We start from the raw sequence: 19,009 nt of genomic DNA, 5'->3' as shown, positions 1-19,009 counted from the left end.
GCGCCTGCACTATAATCGGCAGACTATGAATAATCAACGCATCCTCTCGCACTTCCACGAAAGTGCCGAACTCAAGATCCAGGCCGCCACCGTACTGGCGCAACCCATTGCGCAGGCGATCGACCTGATGTTTTATGCATTGTCCAACGGCAACAAGATCCTCGCCTGCGGCAACGGCGGTTCCGCTGCCGACTGCCAGCATTTCGCGGCCGAGTTGGTGGGACGCTTCGAACGCGAGCGCTTTCCGCTGCCGGCCCTGGCGCTGACGACGGATACGTCGATCCTGACGGCCGTGGCCAACGACTACAGCTACCGCGAGATCTTCTCGAAACAGGTGCAGGCCTTCGGCCAGGCCGGCGACATCCTGCTGGCCATCTCCACATCGGGCAATTCGGCCAATGTGATGGCCGCCGTGGAAGCGGCGCTCGAGCGCGAAATGCGCGTCGTGGCGCTGACGGGCAAGGACGGCGGCGCCATCGGCAAGATGCTGACGGACGCCGACGTGCATATCTGCGTGCCGGCCGAGCGCACGGCGCGCATCCAGGAAGTCCATCTGACCACCATACATTGCATCTGCGACGGCATCGATGTCGCCCTATTCGGAGGAGACGTGAATGACTAAATTCGGTACTGGCCCAGGCTGGAAACGCGTACAACGCCCGCTGGCCACCGCACTCTTGTGCGGCGCCATGCTCACCTCGCTCACCGGCTGCATCGAATTGATGGTCGGTGGCGCCGTGATGGGCGGCGTTGCCGCAGCGGACCGCCGCACCCTGGGCGCCCAGACCGAAGACAAGTCGATCGCCCTCAAAGGCGAGTCACGCATCCCCTCCATCGTCGGCGACGTCGGCCATGTGAATGTCACCAGCTTCAACCGCCGCGTCCTGCTGACGGGCGAAGTGCGCGACGAGGCGATGAAAAATGCCGTCGAGCGCGAAGTGCGCAATATCGAGGGCGTGGAATCGGTGGCCAATGAACTGATCATCGCCGGCCCGGCCAGCTACACCTCGCGCTCGAACGACGCGCTGATCACTACCAAGGTCAAGGCCAGCCTGGTCGACATGAAAACCATCTCGGCGGCCTCGTTCAAGGTCGTCACCGAGAATGCCACCGTCTTCCTGATGGGCCGGGTCACCCAGCGCGAAGGCACGGTGGCGGCCGATGTGGCGCGCGGCGTGGGAGGCGTGCAGAAAGTGGTCAAGCTGTTCGACTACATTTCGGAAGCAGAACTGAAGCAGTTGCAGCCAGATCCGCCGCAGCAGCGCACGACAAGCACGGTCAGCGATACCGTACAACAGTAAGCGCCTCCGCCATCCGACCTAGGGCACGGCGACGATGCGGCGGCTATAATAGTCACATCGTGGCCGCATCGCCGCGCTTTTCAAATGAAAACCATGTCAACTTCGCCCTCCGCAAGCAAGTCCTGGCTCAAGCCAGCCCTCATCGCCGTCTTCGTGGCGGGCGTGGCGGCGGCAGCTTACCTGTCGCTGAATGACAAGCAAAGCGCGCCGGACGTGACGTTCCACGGCATCCATGGCGAGAAAATCACCTCGGCCAGCCTGCGCGGCAAGGTCGTGATGGTCAATTTCTGGGCCACCTCGTGCACCACCTGCGTGGCGGAAATGCCGGAGATGGTCGACACCTACAACAAGTACAAGGGGCAGGGACTGGAATTCGTGGCCGTGGCCATGAAATACGATCCAGCCAACTACGTGCTGAACTTTGCCGAAACGCGCCAGTTGCCGTTCAAGGTGGCGCTCGACGTGACGGGCGAGGCGGCCAAGGCCTATGGCGACGTGGCCCTCACACCGACCACCTTCGTGCTCGACAAGCAGGGCAAGATCCTCAAGCGCTATGTGGGCAAGCCGGAGTTTGCCGAACTGCACAAGTTGCTGGAAACCGCCATCGCCGGCTAAGACAGCGCACAAACACGGTACACAACCCTGTTGCCAGGTATTGCCAATCTGTTATAACCTTCCCATGCGTGATCCCATTCACCTTGTGAAGGCCAGCCGTGTCCCTTGCCGCCCAACAGCCCGACCCGCAGCAACTCAAAGCCTGGCTGCTTGCCGCCGGCAACAAGGACGCCAAGGCGTTCCGCCAACTATATAACTCCACCTCATCGAAACTGTTTGGCTTCGCGCTGCGTATATTGCATAAGCAAGAGCTCGCTGAAGAAGCCTTGCAAGAGGGTTTCGTCGCCATCTGGAACAACGCCGCCGCTTACCAGAGCCATCTGGCCGCGCCGATGACCTGGATGGCCACCATCGTGCGCAACAAGGCGTTCGATGTGCTGCGGCGCAGCGACGATACCGTGGAAATCGATGCCGAACAGTTTGATAGCGAAGTCATGAATGCACTCCGAGACCCCCAGGCCACACCGATCGAATCACTGCAGCTGAGCGGTGACGCCAAGGCGCTGGCGTTTTGCATGTCGGCCCTGGAAGGGCTGCACCGGCAGGTGGTCGCCTTGGCGTTCTATCATGACCTGTCGCACAGCGAAGTGGCGCAGCAGATGTCGCTGCCGATCGGCACCGTGAAGACCTGGATACGCCGCAGCCTGGAACGGCTGCGCACGTGCCTGGCGAAACGGGAGGCATCATGAATAGCCGCGGTAATGACAGTCTGCGCCAGAAACTGGCGTCCGAATACGTGCTGGGCACCCTGAAAGGGGGCGCGCGGCGGCGTTTCGAAGGCTGGCTGCACAACGACGCCGACTTGCGCCATATCACGGCCGAATGGCGCCAGCGTTTGGAACCGATGGCGGAATTTGCCACGCCCGTGGCGCCGCCCAAGCGCGTCTGGCAACAGATCGAGCAGCGCTTGCACCTGGCGCCACAAGGCGGATGGTCGCTATGGCGCGATTCGCTGTCGTTCTGGCGTTCGCTGGGCATGGCCTCGAGCGCCATCGCCGCCTTGCTGGTGATCGTCGTGGCCACGCGCCTGCTGGACGCGCCGCAAATCAGCTATGTGGCCAGCCTGACGGATGAGAAAGCGCAAACGGCCCTGCTGCTGACGGCCGACAGCCGCCACGGCGCGCTCGAGGTGCGCATGGTGGGCAACGCGCCCGTGCCGAGCGATAAGGATTTGGAACTGTGGGCCGTGCCGAAGAGCGGCCCCCCCCGTTCGCTGGGCCTGCTGGCCGACAAGGGCAATATAAAACTGGCCCTGTCGCAGCGGGCCATCGGCAGCGACGTGGCCCTGCTGGCCGTTACCCTGGAACCGAAAGGCGGTTCGCCCGATCCGAACGGACCGACGGGGCCAATTCTCTACAAGGGTAACTGGATAAAAATGTAGTCTTATTTGGGATACAGAATCATCTGCGTGCAGCGGAACAGGGCAATCGTCTTGCCCGTTTCCTTGCTTTTCACCACAGCATCCCACACCTGCGTGTTGCGGCCCTTGTGCTCGACTTTCGCCGTGCAGGTGAGCGTGCCTTCGCGGGCCGTGCCCAGGTGGTTCGATTTCAGCTCGATGGTGGTGAAATTGTTGGCACCTTCGGGCAAGTTGACGATGCAGCCATAGCCGGAAGCCGTGTCGGCCAGGGTCACCACGCTACCCGCGTGCAGATAACCATTCGGCGCCAGCAAATGCGGCAGCACGGGCAATTCCGCCGTCAACTGGCCGTCGCCCACGGCCGTGATAACGATGCCCAGGTGGCCGGGCAGGCGGCCGGTGCCGCGTTCATTCAACATTGCTACGGTGATGTCGGGATTGCTCATGCTGGTCCTTGTGCGGGTGAGTCCGGAAAGCGGATCTGCCGGAAAATACTATGATGATAGCAACTTTCCCCGCATCAGTTTGGCGGGTGCTTATTTCCGGCCACGCCGCCGTTTCCACCACACCAGAGTCCCCGTCAGCATGAATAGCAGCGGCATCAGGCCAAACACCGTAATAAAACTGCGTCCGGCCACGCCAAACGCCTGGCCCGAATGCAGGGGGAATTGCCAGCCCAGGAAAACGTCACCGGCCGGCGCCCGCAAGGGATCGCGTATGCGCAGGGGCAAGCCGCTGCGCGCGTCCAGGGTGATGCGCGTGGCGCCGTCGCCGTGGGCGATTTCGTCCGGCTGGCGCACGCGGATCTCGTACGGCTGGTCCTTTTTCGCCGGCAGCACAATGCGCGACACGCGCGCCTGCGGATACAGCTGCTGCGCGGCGGCCATCGCCTGGCCCGCATCGAGCAGGGCGCCGTCCAGGGCCACATTCTTCAGTTTGACGGTATCGGGCACCGTCGACACCAGGTCTACCAGCGGCACCACCAACTGCGGCAAATTGAAATAGATGCCGGAAAAGGCCAGGATGGCCAGCACGGGCGCGGCAAAGAAGCCGGCCGCCTTGTGCATCGTGTAGTTGAAGCGGGGCCAGGAGCCGCCATGCGACACCGTCAAGGCCCGCTTGATCGCCGTCCACTGCAAGCGCGGCCACCACAGGTAGATGCCGCTCAAGGCCATCAGCAGCAGCATCACGCCGGAGATGCCGGTAATGGTTTTGCCAACCTCGCCGGACAATAAATAGCGGTGCAGATGAAACATGCCCGACATGAACAAGGGGCGCGTGAGGCCAAAACGGCCCCAGTCGCGCTCCCCCTTCACCTGCAGGGTGTAAGGGTCGACCATCACCTGGCGCACGATGGCCTGGCTGAAGGAGGATGGCTTGGCTGGCTGGCGGTACGATGCCACATACACGTCGCGCGCATCGGCGGGCGGATTGAGCTGGCTCGGCTTGCCGTAGGCGGGGTCGGCCGCGAGCGTGTCCACCACCGCTTGCAGCGTGCGCGGCGTGACCTGGAACACCTGGCCAGGCGCGGGCGTGCTCGCCTGCAGCAAATTCGGATTCAGATACGCGTCGAGCTCCGGCATCCAGGCGATGGCGGAACCCGTCAAGCCCAGCAGGACGAACAGGGCGCCGAACCACAGGCCCGCATACAGGTGCAGCTTGGCAAACAACCACTTGATCGGGCGTTGGGACATGGAGGTGACTCGGGGAAATTTGGGCTGCGGAACGATAGCATGAAAGGCCCACAGTGAAAATCATGCGCGGTCAGAAAGCGGGAAACCAAACAACACGCTCATGGCGACATTGAAATTAAGTGAAAACGAGCGTTTCAGCACCATAGTCGAGCGCATCGGCATCGCGGGTAAGTATTGCACGGCATACACTTTCCCCTATACTTATCGAAAGGAAAACCATGACCCCCTCCCACTTCCGCGCCATCACGCTGGGCCTGCTTAGCTCACTGCTGCACTTGGGTGCCCACGCCGCCGAATTCAACGTCACAAGCAGCGACATCGCCCCTGACCAGACCCTGGCGGCCGCGCAAGTGTTCCAGGGCTTTGGCTGCGCGGGCGGCAACTTGTCGCCGCAATTGTCGTGGCACAACGCGCCAGCAGGGACAAAAAGCTACGCTATCACCCTGTACGATCCTGACGCGCCTACCGGCAGCGGCTGGTGGCACTGGAGCGTGTTCAATGTGCCCGCCACCACCAACTCCTTGCCTGCGGGAACAACGGCGGCTACCCTGCCAGCGGGCGCCGTGCAAGGACGCAACGATTTCGGCGACAGCGCCTACGGCGGCGCCTGCCCGCCGCCCGGCGACAAGGCGCACCGCTACCAGATCACCGTGTGGGCCTTGAGCGTGGGCAAGCTGCCACTGGATCAGCAGGCCAGCGGCGCCATGCTCGGCTACATGCTCAACGCCAACGCGCTGGGCAAGGCGCAGCTGACGGGACTGTATGGCAGATGAAATGGACGCGGTGGCCCTGAGCGAACTGCGCATCGCCCATGGCACCATCGAGGCGCGCCGCGCACAAACCCTGCGCCGCGTCCCCGTCTTCCAGAGCGCCCTGTGCCGCGTGCGGCAGGGAACGAAGCTGCTGGAATGGGGTGGGCGCCAGGCGCGCGCAGGCACGCACGACGTAGTGCTGATGCCGGCGGGGCAGGAACTGGGCGTGGCCAACCTGCCCGGCGTGCAAGGCTACCTGGCGGAAGTGCTGAGTTTTTCACCTGCCCTGATCGCCCGTTTTCGTGCGCGCCATGGCGGCCTCGTCGATGCCCAGCTGCACCAGGCGGCCACGGCCAGCCTGTGCGTGCCGCTCGACGTGCATGCGGCGCTGGCCTGGGACCAACTGATGGCCAGCCTGGCCACAAACAGCCCGCCCGCGCTGCTGGCGCACCAGGCCGAAGGCTTGCTGCTGGCCCTGGCCTTGGGTGGCCATTGCGGCCCGCTGGTGCTGGACCGCCGCGATCCGCTGGCCGCGCGCGTGCAGCAAGTGCTGCTGCTGGACCCGGGCGCAGACTGGAGCGTGGCCAAGGTGGCATCGAAACTGCATCTGGGCGCCTCCACCCTGCGCCGCCAGCTGGCCCTGGAACAGCGGCACTTCCGTACCATCCTGGAAGACGTGCGCCTGGGGCTGGCCTTGCAGGAATTGCAGTCTGGCATCTTACCCATCAGCGACATCGCGGCCGCCTGCGGCTACGCCTCGCCGTCGCGCTTCGCGGCCCGCTTCCGCCAGCACTACGGCCTGTCGCCGCGCGACTTGCGCGCCACCCTGTAAGCTCGCCCTAGCGCAAATGAATTGCAACAAGCGCTGACAACGTAGCGATTTTCTTGCTACTATGCGCCCATGTCTTCCCGCCAGCCCACCCGCAAGCTTGCTCATCACGGTGCCGCCGCCCTCGCGCGCACGCCGTGGCAGCTGTGCGTGGCCCTGTTCAGTGCGCTGGCCCTCGTGTTCCTGCTGTCGACAGCCGCCTCGCACCTGCACAAGACGACGCTCGACGCGGAAGAGTGCGCGCTATGCGCCACGGTCATCGACAAGGTGGCCGATATCGCCGTGCCGCCGGCCATCGTCGAGCCGCCCGCCCAATTACTGCCGTACCGCTTGCTGCCCATCGCGCCCGCCACCCTGGCGCCCGTTGCCGCCCTCATCCTGCCGCCCGTGCGCGGCCCACCTGCCGCCTCACTGTAGTTCCCACGCTGTTTATCCATTTTTCGGGCTGCACCGCCGTGTTTTGACGCGCGCCGTGCCGCCTGGCGTTGACTATTTTCGAGGTTTACCATGCAACACACACCACGCCTGAGCGCGCTGTCGCTCGCCCTTGCCAGCCTGTTTACCGTTTCCGCCCATGCCGCCGAGCCTGCCGAGGCCAATACCGATGCCGCCCCACAAGACATGCAAAAAGTCGAAGTTACGTCCGCCCATTTGAAAAGCGCGCGCATCGAGCTGTCGCCGAAAGTCGGCACCACCATCTACAGCATCGACAGCCACATGGTCGACATGCTGGGCCAGGGCGACAATACGCCATTCAATGAAGTGCTGCTGCGCCTGCCGGGCGTATCGCAGGATTCGAAGGGCTCGGGCGCCCTGCATGTGCGCGACGACCATGCCAACGTGCAATACCGCATCAATGGCGTGCAGTTGCCGGAAAGCATCAGCGGCTTCGGCCAGTCCATCGACACGCGCCTGATCGACAAGACGGATTTCATGACGGGCGCCTTGCCGGCCCAGTTCGGCCTGCGCACGGCGGGCATCGTCGATATTGAAACGAAGGAGGGCGGCATGACGCCGGGCGGGCGGATCGGCATCATGGTCGGCAGCCACGACCATGTGGAACCGAGTGCCGAATTTTTCGGCAGCGTCGGCAAGTTCAATTACTACCTGTCCGGCAGCTACCTGGGCAATGCACTGGGCGTGGAAAACCCGCAAGCCACGCGCAGCGCCCTGCACGACAAGACGCGCCAGAACAAGTCGTTCGGCAGCCTGTCGTATTTCCTCGATGACAATACCCGCCTGGGCGCCATGTTCGGCACCTATAATGGCCGCTTCCAGATCCCCAACAATCCGAACCAGGCGCCCGCCTTCTCGCTCGATGGCCACAGCGATGCGCAGGCAGGCACGTCCAGCTTGCCGTCGTCGCAATTGAATGAAAACCAGCGCGAGGTGAACCGCTTCCTCGTGCTGTCGCTGCAGAAAAGTCTGGGCGACGTCAATTACCAGGTGTCCGCCTTCCACCAGTATTCGGAACTGCACTTCACGCCCGATGCCATTGGCGACCTGATCTACAACGGCGTGGCCTCGGACTCGCGCCGCGCTAACAGCGCCTCGGGCTTTCAATTCGACATCGGCTACAAAGTGCACCAGGACCACACCGTGCGCGCGGGCCTGGCCTACACGCGCCAGAAGACGGCCAGCGACAACACGGTGGCCGTCTTCCCGAGTATTGACGGGGTGCAAAGCGCCAGCACGCCGATCAGTATTGCCGACAACAGCGGCAAGACGGGCACCCTGGCCAGTTTTTACCTGCAGGATGAATGGCATATCAGCAAGCCCCTGACCCTCAACTATGGCGCCCGTTTCGACAAGGTCTCGGCCTACACGAGCGAGCAGCAATGGAGCCCCCGCGTCAACCTGGCCTACCAGATCGCGCCAGGCACGGCCCTGCACGCGGGCTATTCGCGCTACTTCACGCCGCCGCCGCAGGAACTGGCGGCGCAAGGCAGCATCGACCTGTACGCGAACACGACGAATGCGCCGGAAATCGGCCAGTCGGATAACGTCAAGGCCGAGCGCACGCATTACTACGACGTCGGCATCAGCCATCAGGTGAATGCGAAACTGACCGTGACGGCCGACGTGTACTATAAAAAGATCAACAACCTGCTGGATGAAGGCCAGTTCGGCCAGGCATTGATCTTGACGCCATTCAACTATGCGGACGGCTACGCCAAGGGCCTGGAGTTATCCGCCATCTACAGCGAGAAAAACTGGGGCCTGTTCCTCAACGCCAGCACGCAAAAGGCGCAGGGACGCAACATCAATTCGGGCCAGGCCCTGTTTGGTGCCGATGAGTTGAGCTACATCAGCAAGCACTATGTCTACCTCGATCATGACCAGAAATACACGCTGTCCGGCGGCGGCCATTATCACTTTGGCGATTCGCAAGTGAGCGCTGACTTCCTGTACGGTAGCGGCCTGCGCATGACGCCGGACGGCGGCGCGCCCAATTCCGGCCATTTGCCGAGTTACTTCACCGTCAACACGGCACTCACGCACACGTGGAAAAACACGCCCGTCGGCAAGGTGGAAGGACGCCTGGCCCTGATCAATCTGTTCGATAAATCGTACCTGCTGCGCGACGGTTCCGGCGTAGGCGTGGGGGCGCCGCAATACGGCGCCCGCCGCAGCCTCTACGCGGGCTTGTCGACCAGCTTTTAAGAGTTACGCGCGAAGACAGCGGCAGGGAGCAACGCCTGCCGCTGTCGGTTGCCGTACGGTTCCAGGAATTATGCCCAGGCGATGGCCGCCTGGCCATGCGCTTGCAGGTAGGCATTCGCCAGGCTGAACGGCTTGCTGCCGAAGAAACCTTTGCTGGCAGACAAGGGCGACGGATGCGGCGCCGTCAGCACCAGGTGCTTGCCGGGGTCGATCAGGGGCCGCTTGGCTTGCGCATGCCCGCCCCACAGGATGAAAACAAGATTACTCCGCTCGGCGGCCAGGTGGCGGATTGCGCTGTCCGTCAGCTTTTCCCACCCCTTGGCCGCGTGCGAACCGGCCGTCCCGGCGCGCACGGTCAGCACACTGTTGAGCAAAAATACCCCTTGCTCGGCCCAGTCGGACAAATCCGTGCGCATGCGCACCACACCCACGTCGCTATGTAATTCCTTGAAGATATTCTGCAGGCTCGGCTGCGGCGGCGTGCCTTCGGGAATGGAAAAACACAGCCCCATGGCCGCGCCGGGCGTGTGATACGGGTCTTGCCCCAGGATCACCACCTTGACTTGCTCGAACGGCGTCAGGTCGAACGCCCGAAAAATGTACTTGCCCGGCGGACAACACGGCCCTGCCGCGTACTCTTGCTTCACGAAGGCGGCCAGGCGTTCCCAGTAAGGCTGGGAAAACTCGCCCTCCAGCCGCGCCTTCCACGATGCGTCGATGCGTACGTCCATGCCTCACCTCATAGCCTATTCGTCAACCATGCTTTTTCAGCATGTCAGTATAGGACGCTCAGCCGCATGAGGTGGACACGATACGAACAGGCAAAAAAAAGCCACCAGCATGAGCAGGTGGCTTTGATGTGGCGCAAGGTGCTTAGAAATTCAGCGCCGATTCCACGCCGGCGCTGTGCGCCTGTTCATCCGCGTGGTACGAGCTGCGCACCATGGCGCCCACGGCGGCGTGGGTGAAGCCCATTTTATACGCTTCTTCCTCGAACATTTTAAAGACGTCCGGGTGCACGTAGCGGCGCACAGGCAAGTGGCTGTTCGATGGCGCCAGGTACTGGCCGATGGTCAGCATGTCGATGTCGTGCTCACGCATGTCGCGCATCACTTGCAGGATTTCCTCGTCCGTCTCGCCCAGGCCCACCATGATGCCGGACTTGGTCTTCACGTCCGGGTACATGGCCTTGAAATCTTTCAGCAATTTCAGCGAGTGCATGTAATCCGAACCAGGGCGCGCTTCCTTGTACAGGCGCGGCGCCGTTTCCAGGTTGTGGTTCATGACGTCTGGCAAGCCATCCTTGAACAGGTTCAGGGCTTTTTCCAGGCGGCCACGGAAGTCGGGCACCAGCACTTCGATGCGGGTGTTCGGCGACAGGGCGCGCGTTTGCTGGATGCACTCGACGAAATGACCGGCGCCGCCATCGCGCAAGTCATCGCGGTCGACGGAGGTGATGACGACGTAGTTCAGGCGCAGCTTGGCGATGGTTTTCGACAAATTCGACGGCTCGTCCTTGTCCAGCGGGTCCGGGCGGCCATGGCCGACGTCGCAGAACGGGCAACGGCGCGTGCACTTGTCGCCCATGATCATGAAGGTGGCCGTACCCTTGCCGAAGCATTCGCCGATGTTCGGGCAGCTGGCTTCCTCGCACACCGTCACGAGCTTGTTTTCGCGCAGGATGTCCTTGATTTCATAGAAACGGGTCGATGCCGAGGCGGCCTTGACGCGGATCCAGTCCGGCTTTTTCAGGCGCTCGACTTGCTCGATCGGAATGATCTTGATCGGGATGCGCGAAGTCTTGCTGGCGCCTTTTTGCTTTTCGCTCGGGTTGTAGGCGGGAGCGGCGGGGGCGGTGCTGGAAATGGTCTCAGAAGTCATGGCTGCAAGCCCTTGAGGGGCATGTTGGTTTGTTTGCTCAGGCATCCGCTGCCTGAGGCGCGCCTGCGGCGCTGTTTACTTCGCTTACATCGAGTAATACGGTCAATTCATGGGCCAGGGCCCGCTGCACCTCGGCCAGCGGCACCGACACGCCCATGCTGCGCATGTCCACCGTCTTCAGGCCGGAATAGCCGCAGGGGTTAATCCAGGAAAACGGCGCCAGGTCCATCGCCACGTTGAGCGATACGCCATGGTAGGTGCAGCCGTTGCCGCGCACTTTCAAGCCCAGCGCGGCGATCTTCGCACCCTTGCTTGGCCCGCCGGCAATATAGATGCCAGGCGCGCCATCGATGCGCTCGCCAGCGAGATTATACGCCGCCAGCACGTTGATGATGGCTTGCTCGATTTTATGCACGAACTGGCGCGCATACAGCTTGCCGCCCGGCTTGTTGCGGCGCAAGTCCATCAACAGGTAAATCACCACCTGGCCGGGGCCGTGGAACGTCACTTCGCCGCCACGGTCCGTCTGCACCACGGGCACATTCTCTGCGCCAGCCAGCAAATGGCCGCGGTCGGCCGCCAGGCCCAGGGTGAACACGGGCGGATGCTCGACGATCCACAGTTCGTCGCGCGTGTCTGTCGTGCGCGCGTCGGTAAAGGTGCGCATGGCGGCAAAGGTCGGCTCGTAATCGACGCGGCCCAGCTCGCGGATCAGCGCCGCTTCGGTTCGGGTGGTGGTCATGACAGATTCTGTAATCAGCTGCCGGCGCCCTGGGGACGCTGCGGCGAAGCCGTGATTATAAGCCAGGCTGCCGTTTCATTCAGCCTCGGGCGCCGGCAACAGCAGCAATCTGCCTAATTTTTGAGCGGCATGGCGTATCTGGGCGGCATTCAGGGCCGTATAGCCGAGCAGCACGGCCGGCGCCAGCTTTGCACTGTGACAAAAGTCACCGAGCGGCTGCAGCGCCAGCCCCTCCTGCGCCGCGCGCGCGCAAAACGCCCGCTCGTCGCTGCCCGGCGGCAGCCACAGTACGCAATGGAAACCCGCCTGCTGGCCGGTCACCGCGTAGCGCCCGGGGGCCGTCTGCTCGAGGCAGGCCAGCAGCAGGTCGCGCCGCTCCTTGTAGGCCAGCCGCGCCTGGCGCAAATGGCGCACGAAGGCGCCATCCTCCATCCAGGCGGACAGCGCCAGCTGCTCCGTCACGCCCACGGAGCGGCCCGTCAACTGCAGAGTGCGCAGCAACTGCGGGCGCAAGGCGGGCGGCAGCACCATGAAGCCCACGCGCAGGCCGGCAAACAGGGTCTTGTTGAAACTGCCGCAATAAATCACGCGCTGGTACTGGTCCAGCGCCTTCAGGGCCGCCAGCGGCGCGCTCTGGTAATTGAATTCGCTGTCGTAATCGTCTTCCACCACCCAGGCGCCGTGGTCGTTCGCCCATTCCAGCAAGGCCAGGCGGCGCGTGACGGACATGGTCACGCCCAGCGGCGACTGGTGCGCCGGCGTCACGTACGCGAGGCTGGCGTCTGCGTGCGCGGCCAGGGCGGCGCAATCGATGCCCTCGGCGTCGACGGCAATGTCCACGGGCACGGCGCCAGCCAGGGCGAACAGGGCGCGCGCGGCCGGGTAGCCGGGCTCTTCCAGGCAAACCTTGTCGCCATCGCGCACGATGCTGCGCGCCAGCAAGTCGATCGCGTGGCGGATGCCGGTCGTGACAACGATGTCTTGCGGGTCGCAGCGGATGCCGCGGTACTTGGCGAGAAAGTCGGCGATCTGCTGGCGCAGCTGGGGCAGGCCGGCAGGATCGGCGCTGCACAGCTGCTCCGGCGTGGCGGCCGCCAGCGCCCGCGTAGCGCACTTGGACCAGGCGGCCATGGGAAACAGGCTGGCGTCGGCGCGCCGCGCCACGAACGGCAAGCCGTCGCGCACGCCCGTATCGGACACAGGAACCGGCTCGGAAAATGGCCCGACCGGGGTGGCGTCTGCCAATCCTGCCATCAAAAAGCGCTCCGGCACCACGGCGCACACGCGCGTGCCGGAGCCGGGCACGCGCGTCACATACGCTTCCGCGTGCAGGCGGTCGAACACGGTTTCGATGGTGCCGCGCGACAACTCCCACCGTTCGGCCAGGGTGCGGCTGGACGGCAAACGGCTGCCCGCCGGCAGCATCTTCGTCAGGATGGCCGAGCGCAGCGCTTCATACGCGCCATCCTGCTTGTTGACGCCCGCCTTGTCGAGCCAGCTGGTGGGACGAGGCAAGTCCAGGGCGTGCGGTGATTTTCCTCGCGGCATAATAATCGTCCAAGTGGTCCAATGAATTTTCTGATGACTGGCACTTCGCATTACACCACAAACATTCTACTCTCACCGTTCTGCTGCGCCAGCGGGGCGCACGCATGAGGGAGCACATGAGAGGATCGTGTAAAACAATGCAGAAACAAATCGCTTTATGGGCCTGGGGCGGCATCGTGCTGCTGCTGGTCTGCCTGTCGCGCATCAGCATCGACATCTATTTACCTTCGCTGCCGGCCATGGCCGATGCCCTGCACGCCAGCGATGCCCAGCTACAACTGACCCTGAGCCTGTTCATGGCCGGCTCGGCCGCCTCGATGCTTGCCTGCGGGCCGCTGGCCGACCGTTACGGACGCCGTCCCGTGCTGCTGGCCGGCACGGGCATTTATGTGCTCGCCAGCATCGTCTGCAGCGTAACCTCCGACGTCCACGTGCTGATCGCCGCGCGCGTGCTGCAGGCGTTCGGCGGCTGTAGCGGCACCATCATCGGCAGAGTCATGGTGCGCGACCGCTTCGACCCCGCCACGCAAGCGCGCATGCTGGGCAGAATATCGATGGTGATGGGCTTGTCGCCGATACTGGCGCCACTGGCCGGCAGCGTGCTCGATGCGGCGTTCGGCTGGCGCGCCGTGTTTGGCGTACTGTGCCTGCTGGGCGCGCTGTCGCTGGGGCTGATCGCCGCGTATGTGCCGGAAACCAAACCAGCCGATGCCGTGCCACAAGGCAATACCCTGGCGCTGTACCGCCGCCTGCTGGGCGACGCGTATTTCCTGCGCTATGCGCTGGCCATCGGCTGTGTGTATTGCACGTATTTCCCCTTCATCGCGGAATCGTCCGTGCTGTTGCAAAGGGGCATGCATCTGTCGCCGCACGCGTATGCGCTGGTGTTCGCGCTGACGGTCAGCGGCTATGTGGCGGGATCGAGCCTGTTTCGCGCGCTGGGACCGCGCCTGGGCGCCGATACCATGCTGGGCGTGGCGGTGCTGATCAATGTGGCGGGTGCGGCCAGCTTGTTGCTGGCAGGCAGCCTGGCGCCGCAGCACGTGGCCTCGCTGGTGGCGCCCATGCTGCTGGTGATGGTGTCGGTGGGCATGGCCATCCCGGCCTGCCAGCTGGCCGTGCTGCAGCCGTATGGCGCCCAGGCGGGAAGCGCCTCGGGCCTGTTCTTCTTCGTGCAAATGCTCATCACGGCCGCCTGCGGCGCCGTCATCGCCGCCATCACGGACGGCAGCGAAAAACCCCTGCTATGGGTGACGGCGGCGGCCAGCGCGGCCTTTGCCCTCGTGTGGCGGCTGACGAAACGCCAGCCCGCCAGGGCAACAGCATGTCTTACATGACGATCTTGACCATCGGGTGGCCCGACAGCGCCATGTACAGGGCGTCGAGCTGCTCGCGGCTGATGGCGCGCACGGTCACGGTCAGGCCCGTGTAATTACCCTTGGGCGATGGACGCTCTTCCATGCGGCCCACGTGGAAGGTCGGATCGTGGCTGATCACCAGTTCCAGCATGGTCGGTGCGAAGTCGACATGCGTCGGGCCCATGATCTTGATGGGAAAGTCGCTCGGGTATTCGATCAGCGATTCGCTGGGAGGAATCGTGACTTCGGTGGGTGGGGTCGTTTGCATAGGAAATCCAATCAGTGCCGGTCAGAACAGGCAGCGCTTATCGCGCGGCGGCTGCATAAAAACGTATTGTAGCCAACTTTGAGGGCGGCTGCGCCCGCCGCCATGGCACACACGGCAAGGCAAAAAAAAAGCCAGCTTTGTAAGCTGGCGAAAACTATTTCGTTTGGACAAAATAGCCGGAAAAGTCGATGCTGTCACTTGGAGGATAAGCAGTGGTCGTACTGTAGACAAACCGAGGCGACTTTACATCTGGCATGTGACGAACTGCGCATTTTGCGGCTTGAACGTCGATACGGCGCGACAGACGGCACGGCCGTCAGCGCTCCACTTCCGGCATCCGGCCATTGCGGCCGGGATTGCCGCGCTCATTGTTGCGCTCACGCGGCGGATTGGGACGCTCGGCACTGCGCGCCTCCTGGGGCGGACGGGCGGCAGGGGCCGGCATCGGCGGCGGCGCGGGCCGCGGCTGGGCCACGGGCGGCGGGGAAGGCAAGGACGGCGGTGGCGCCGTCTGCAGCACTTCGCGACGGCCGCCACGTTCTCCGCGGTCCGGACGGGGCGCATCAAAGGGACGCTCGATGACGGGACGCGGCTGCGGCCGCTCGGCGCGGGACCGCTGCTCGCCACGCCACCCGGGATGCGCCACCTGGTCTTGCACGGGTGGCAAGGCCGGCATGGCCGGCATCACGGGCTGAGCCGGCACCGGCGGCTGTTGCGGCACGGGCGGCCGGTTCGGCTGCATGGGACGCGGCGCCATATGCGTCTGGCCATCGTCCGTCTGCAAGCGGCCAGGGCGGTTGACCCAGTCGCGACGGAAACCATCTTGCTGGCGCGGCGCCTCGACGGGGCGCTGCCAATTACCCGCTGGTGCAGGCGGCGTGCTCAAGGGCATGCTTTGCATGACGGGCGGCGGCATGGTGGTGCGGTTGCGGCGCGGCACGTCGACCGTGCGCTGCCCGCCAAAACGCTCTCCCGGCAGCATCGTCATGCCTGCACGGCGTTCGCGCTCGCCCGCCACAGGGCGGCGCCCGTCGGCCACGCGATTGATGCGGCGCTCATAGTCCGCGCTGGTGCGGTAGCCGGGCACATAGCGCTCGTGCGGCGACAGGGGGAACCAGCCCACGCCGGGACGCTGGCCATGTTGCGGCCCGGAATTTGGCCCATGATTGCCGCCCACCCAGCCCACCAGCGCCGGCGCCCAGGGTACGCGGCCGCGCTCGCGGCCCGGGGCCCAGCCCCAGCGATGGCCCAGCAGCACCCAGCGGCCGTAATGCGAGGGCGCATAGCCCCACGGCGCATTGTCGACCCAGGTCCAGCCCCATGGCGCGATCCACGTCCAGCGCCCGTCGCTGTACGGCGCCCAGCCGGCCGGCACCGTGCTGGGCAGCCACAAGGGGCCGTATTCCGCGTCCTCCTGCCAGGCGCCATAGCGGTCCAGCTCTTCATAGCCGGTGGTATCGTCCGTGACATAGCGCAAGGCCGGCGCGGCGGCGGGCAAGGCTTCGGGCCAGTTGTCGAAGGCGATCCTCTGCAAGGCGCCCGTGCGCAATTCCTCGTCCGTCAGCTCGGCGCGCTTGCCGGCACGCAAGGTCACGCTGCCCGTCGCGCCATCCACGTCGGCCGCTCCGTCGAGCACGCTGACGACGCTGGTGCCGGGCTGGCGCCCCGCCTCGATGCGCACCCAGCCCGGCTGGGTCAGGATCACGCGGACCTGGGCGGTGGTCAGTTCGAAGCCGCGCAGCGCATCGGGGTTGCGCACGCGCACGCTGACCGTGCCATAGCCAAGGTGCAATTTGAAACTGTCGTCATCAAGCTCGCTCACTTCCAGCTCGGAATCGCCATCGAGGCGCACGGCGGCCGCACCCACGCGAAATTCCGCCAGCGCGCCGCGCATGGTGCTGAGCCGGTTATCCGTCGTGACGGGCCAGTTCAGCAGGGCGTTTTGCGCCTCGCCATCGCCGGCGCGCACCAGCACCTGCCCTTCGACGGTGGAAATGCGGCCCACGCGGGCGGGTGGATCTTCGGCAAGGGCCAGCGAGCACGCCGACGACAGCAGCACGGCGCACACGGTGTTCAGGAAGGGGAAGGACAGGGTCGGACGCATGGCAGCGCTCCAGCAGGACTTACAAGGATGATTGCTATCGATTACATCCGCATCGGGCGGGCATCGCAAGCGGGCTTACAAATGTTTGCATGTTGACCTGTTTCAGGCCGCCGCCTGGCCACCGCGCTTGACGAAGAACAGGGCTGCGCCGACGGCCATCAGCAAGCCGCCAAAGAAGCGGTTCTGCTTTTTCACGGCGCGCGCATCGCGAAAAAAGCGCTGCATTGACGAGGCTAAAAAGGCGTAGCTGTGCATCACAATCTGATCGATCGTGCACATGGTGACGGCTAGGATCAGCAGCTGCGGCAGCAGCGGTGCTGCCGGGCTGATGAATTGCGGCAGTACCGCCACCATGAAGATGATGCCCTTCGGATTCGTCACATTGGTCAAAAAACCCGTCAGCACGCGCCGGCGCATGGAAGGCACCACGGCGTCGGCATGCAGGTCACCCGTCACCGCCGCCTTGGCGCGCCATTGCGACAGGCCCAGGTAGATCAGGTACAAGGCGCCCACCGTCTTGACGATATTGAAAGCCACTTCGGAAGCCAGCAGCAAAGAGCCCACGCCGGCGCCTGCGATGCCCAGCACCACCAGCAGCCCCAGCTGCAGGCCGAGAATGGTGGCGCTGGCCTTCTTCACCCCGTACGACAGGCCGTGCGACATCGACAGCACGGCGCCCGAACCGGGCGAGACGGCGATGATGGAGGCGGCGATGACAAAGGTGATCCAGGTGGCAAAGTGCATGCGGTTTCCAAAAAAAATGAGGATGAGAGGCAATTTTAACCCGGTCAGTGCGGCCTTGCCGGCCCACCCTGGGGTAAGATCGCAGTCACACACTTCCTTGCCGTACAACCAAGAATAACATCATGAAAAACAACACTTTCCTCGCTCCACCATTCCCTGCCACCGCCATGGGAGCGTGCTGAGATGGCCGGCTCCAGCCTGCTGGCCCTGCTTGACGACATCGCCAGCATCCTCGACGATGTTTCCCTGATGACCAAGGTGGCCGCCAAGAAGACGGCCGGCGTGCTCGGTGACGACCTGGCCCTGAACGCGCAGCAAGTGGCCGGCGTGCGCGCCGATCGCGAACTGCCCGTCGTGTGGGCCGTCGCTGTCGGTTCGCTGAAGAACAAGGCCATCCTCGTGCCCGCCGCGCTGGCCATCAGCGCGTTTGCGCCGTGGGCCATCACGCCGCTCCTGATGGTGGGCGGCGCCTACCTGTGCTTCGAGGGCTTCGAAAAGATCGCCCATAAATACCTGCACCCGGACGACAGCCACAAGGCCGAGCTGGCACAGGCGCTGCGCGACCCGCAGGTCGACCTCGTCGCGCTGGAAAAGGACAAAATCAAGGGCGCCATCCGCACCGACTTCATTTTGTCGGCCGAAATCATCGTCATCGCGCTGGGCACGGTGGCCGCCGCCACCTTCGCCGAGCAGGTGGCCGTCGTCGTCGGCATCGCCCTCATCATGACGGTAGGCGTGTACGGCCTGGTGGCCGGCATCGTCAAGCTCGATGACGCGGGCTTTTACCTGGCGGCGCGCAAGGGCGCGGGCGCGCTGATGGATGGCGTGCGCGGCTTTGGCCGCATGCTCGTGTCGGCAGCGCCGAAACTGATGAAATTTCTCTCCGTCGTGGGCACCCTGGCCATGTTCATGGTCGGTGGCGGCATTTTGACGCATGGCTGGCCGTGGGCCAGCACCATGCTGCACCATGCAGAAGAAGCCGTCGGCGGCGTGGCCGGCATCGGCCCCGTGCTGGCGGCCGTCACGCCCAGCCTGATCAACGCGGTGGCCGGCCTCATCGCCGGTGGCCTGGTGCTGGCCGGCGTCACGGCCGTGTCGGCTTTGTTGCGCATGGTCAAATCAAGCAAATAAGCTTTCTGGTCTGATGGG

20 protein-coding genes are annotated in these 19,009 nt (G+C 64.1%); 11 read left to right on the top strand and 9 right to left on the bottom strand.

All coding sequences use genetic code 11. The features are described 5' to 3' along the window. Positions 1-25: 25 nt before the first annotated feature. The 5 genes from ACQ4WY_RS16600 to ACQ4WY_RS16580 all read left to right on the top strand — a co-directional run bounded on the left by ACQ4WY_RS16600 (position 26) and on the right by ACQ4WY_RS16580 (position 3,297). Positions 26-622, top strand: coding sequence for a phosphoheptose isomerase (locus ACQ4WY_RS16600; protein ID WP_034752465.1), 597 nt, complete (start codon positions 26-28; stop codon positions 620-622). Further along, positions 615-1,301: a BON domain-containing protein gene (locus tag ACQ4WY_RS16595; protein ID WP_077398288.1), complete on the top strand. Its 687-nt coding sequence runs from the start codon at positions 615-617 to the stop codon at positions 1,299-1,301. The genes ACQ4WY_RS16600 and ACQ4WY_RS16595 overlap by 8 nt, the downstream gene beginning before the upstream one ends. A 93-nt stretch (positions 1,302-1,394) precedes the next feature. Next, complete coding sequence (locus ACQ4WY_RS16590) at positions 1,395-1,916, top strand: peroxiredoxin family protein (RefSeq protein WP_436504968.1); 522 nt, start codon at positions 1,395-1,397, stop codon at positions 1,914-1,916. 98 nt (positions 1,917-2,014) lie between these two features. After that, positions 2,015-2,605: a sigma-70 family RNA polymerase sigma factor gene (locus ACQ4WY_RS16585; protein WP_353659472.1), complete on the top strand. Its 591-nt coding sequence runs from the start codon at positions 2,015-2,017 to the stop codon at positions 2,603-2,605. Further along, entirely contained in the window at positions 2,602-3,297 is a 696-nt protein-coding gene (locus ACQ4WY_RS16580) for an anti-sigma factor (protein WP_436504967.1), read from the top strand. Before ACQ4WY_RS16585 ends, ACQ4WY_RS16580 begins: the two co-directional genes overlap by 4 nt. Positions 3,298-3,299: 2 nt before the next feature. On the opposite strand, the gene ACQ4WY_RS16575 is transcribed toward ACQ4WY_RS16580, so the two are convergent. Together ACQ4WY_RS16575 and ACQ4WY_RS16570 are read right to left on the bottom strand one after the other, a co-directional pair. Next, the gene (locus ACQ4WY_RS16575; protein WP_230540024.1) at positions 3,300-3,722 is read right to left on the bottom strand and encodes a PaaI family thioesterase; all 423 of its coding nucleotides are present in this window, start codon (positions 3,720-3,722) and stop codon (positions 3,300-3,302) included. A 90-nt stretch (positions 3,723-3,812) separates the two neighbouring features. After that, on the bottom strand, positions 3,813-4,970 hold the full coding sequence (locus ACQ4WY_RS16570) for a PepSY-associated TM helix domain-containing protein (RefSeq protein ID WP_436504966.1): 1,158 nt from the start codon (positions 4,968-4,970) through the stop codon (positions 3,813-3,815). A gap of 218 nt (positions 4,971-5,188) precedes the next feature. Between ACQ4WY_RS16570 and ACQ4WY_RS16565 the strand changes: the two genes are divergently transcribed. From ACQ4WY_RS16565 to ACQ4WY_RS16550, 4 genes are all read left to right on the top strand, one after another. Then, positions 5,189-5,743, top strand: a complete 555-nt coding sequence (locus ACQ4WY_RS16565; RefSeq protein WP_436504965.1) for a YbhB/YbcL family Raf kinase inhibitor-like protein — start codon at positions 5,189-5,191, stop codon at positions 5,741-5,743. Continuing rightward, complete coding sequence (locus tag ACQ4WY_RS16560; protein WP_436504964.1) at positions 5,733-6,554, top strand: helix-turn-helix transcriptional regulator; 822 nt, start codon at positions 5,733-5,735, stop codon at positions 6,552-6,554. The genes ACQ4WY_RS16565 and ACQ4WY_RS16560 overlap by 11 nt, the downstream gene beginning before the upstream one ends. A gap of 69 nt (positions 6,555-6,623) precedes the next feature. After that, on the top strand, positions 6,624-6,968 hold the full coding sequence (locus ACQ4WY_RS16555) for a hypothetical protein (protein ID WP_436504963.1): 345 nt from the start codon (positions 6,624-6,626) through the stop codon (positions 6,966-6,968). Between the two features lie 90 nt (positions 6,969-7,058). Then, the gene (locus ACQ4WY_RS16550) at positions 7,059-9,215 is read left to right on the top strand and encodes a TonB-dependent receptor (protein ID WP_436504962.1); all 2,157 of its coding nucleotides are present in this window, start codon (positions 7,059-7,061) and stop codon (positions 9,213-9,215) included. Positions 9,216-9,283: 68 nt separating this feature from the next. Here the strand turns inward: ACQ4WY_RS16550 and ung are convergent, their stop codons facing one another. The 4 genes from ung to pdxR all read right to left on the bottom strand — a co-directional run bounded on the left by ung (position 9,284) and on the right by pdxR (position 13,386). Then, positions 9,284-9,946, bottom strand: a complete 663-nt coding sequence (ung, locus tag ACQ4WY_RS16545; protein ID WP_436504961.1) for a uracil-DNA glycosylase — start codon at positions 9,944-9,946, stop codon at positions 9,284-9,286. 142 nt (positions 9,947-10,088) lie between these two features. Next, on the bottom strand, positions 10,089-11,096 hold the full coding sequence (gene lipA / locus ACQ4WY_RS16540) for a lipoyl synthase (protein ID WP_436504960.1): 1,008 nt from the start codon (positions 11,094-11,096) through the stop codon (positions 10,089-10,091). 37 nt (positions 11,097-11,133) lie between these two features. Then, positions 11,134-11,838, bottom strand: a complete 705-nt coding sequence (gene lipB, locus ACQ4WY_RS16535) for a lipoyl(octanoyl) transferase LipB (RefSeq protein WP_436504959.1) — start codon at positions 11,836-11,838, stop codon at positions 11,134-11,136. 75 nt (positions 11,839-11,913) lie between these two features. Further along, positions 11,914-13,386 (bottom strand): MocR-like pyridoxine biosynthesis transcription factor PdxR, encoded by a 1,473-nt coding sequence (gene pdxR / locus ACQ4WY_RS16530; protein WP_436504958.1) that lies wholly within the window; start codon positions 13,384-13,386, stop codon positions 11,914-11,916. Between the two features lie 137 nt (positions 13,387-13,523). On the opposite strand from pdxR, the gene ACQ4WY_RS16525 reads away from it, so the two are divergent. Continuing rightward, entirely contained in the window at positions 13,524-14,723 is a 1,200-nt protein-coding gene (locus ACQ4WY_RS16525; RefSeq protein WP_436504957.1) for a multidrug effflux MFS transporter, read from the top strand. Here the strand turns inward: ACQ4WY_RS16525 and ACQ4WY_RS16520 are convergent. The 3 genes from ACQ4WY_RS16520 to ACQ4WY_RS16510 all read right to left on the bottom strand — a co-directional run bounded on the left by ACQ4WY_RS16520 (position 14,716) and on the right by ACQ4WY_RS16510 (position 17,860). After that, positions 14,716-15,012, bottom strand: coding sequence for a DUF493 family protein (locus ACQ4WY_RS16520; protein WP_102122449.1), 297 nt, complete (start codon positions 15,010-15,012; stop codon positions 14,716-14,718). The genes ACQ4WY_RS16525 and ACQ4WY_RS16520 overlap by 8 nt on opposite strands. A gap of 316 nt (positions 15,013-15,328) precedes the next feature. Beyond that, positions 15,329-17,116 (bottom strand): DUF6600 domain-containing protein, encoded by a 1,788-nt coding sequence (locus tag ACQ4WY_RS16515; protein ID WP_436504956.1) that lies wholly within the window; start codon positions 17,114-17,116, stop codon positions 15,329-15,331. Between the two features lie 102 nt (positions 17,117-17,218). Continuing rightward, a complete protein-coding gene (locus ACQ4WY_RS16510; protein WP_436504955.1) occupies positions 17,219-17,860 on the bottom strand; it encodes a LysE family transporter in 642 nt (213 codons plus the stop codon). A 183-nt stretch (positions 17,861-18,043) separates the two neighbouring features. On the opposite strand from ACQ4WY_RS16510, the gene ACQ4WY_RS16505 reads away from it, so the two are divergent. Beyond that, on the top strand, positions 18,044-18,991 hold the full coding sequence (locus ACQ4WY_RS16505) for a DUF808 domain-containing protein (RefSeq protein ID WP_436504954.1): 948 nt from the start codon (positions 18,044-18,046) through the stop codon (positions 18,989-18,991). Positions 18,992-19,009: the final 18 nt, after the last annotated feature.

The sequence above is a fragment of the Janthinobacterium salmonicoloratum genome, assembly GCF_051380845.1.
GTDB classification, from domain to species: Bacteria; Pseudomonadota; Gammaproteobacteria; order Burkholderiales; family Burkholderiaceae_D; genus Janthinobacterium; species Janthinobacterium lividum_F.
This window is presented reverse-complemented; position numbering and strand designations above follow the sequence as displayed.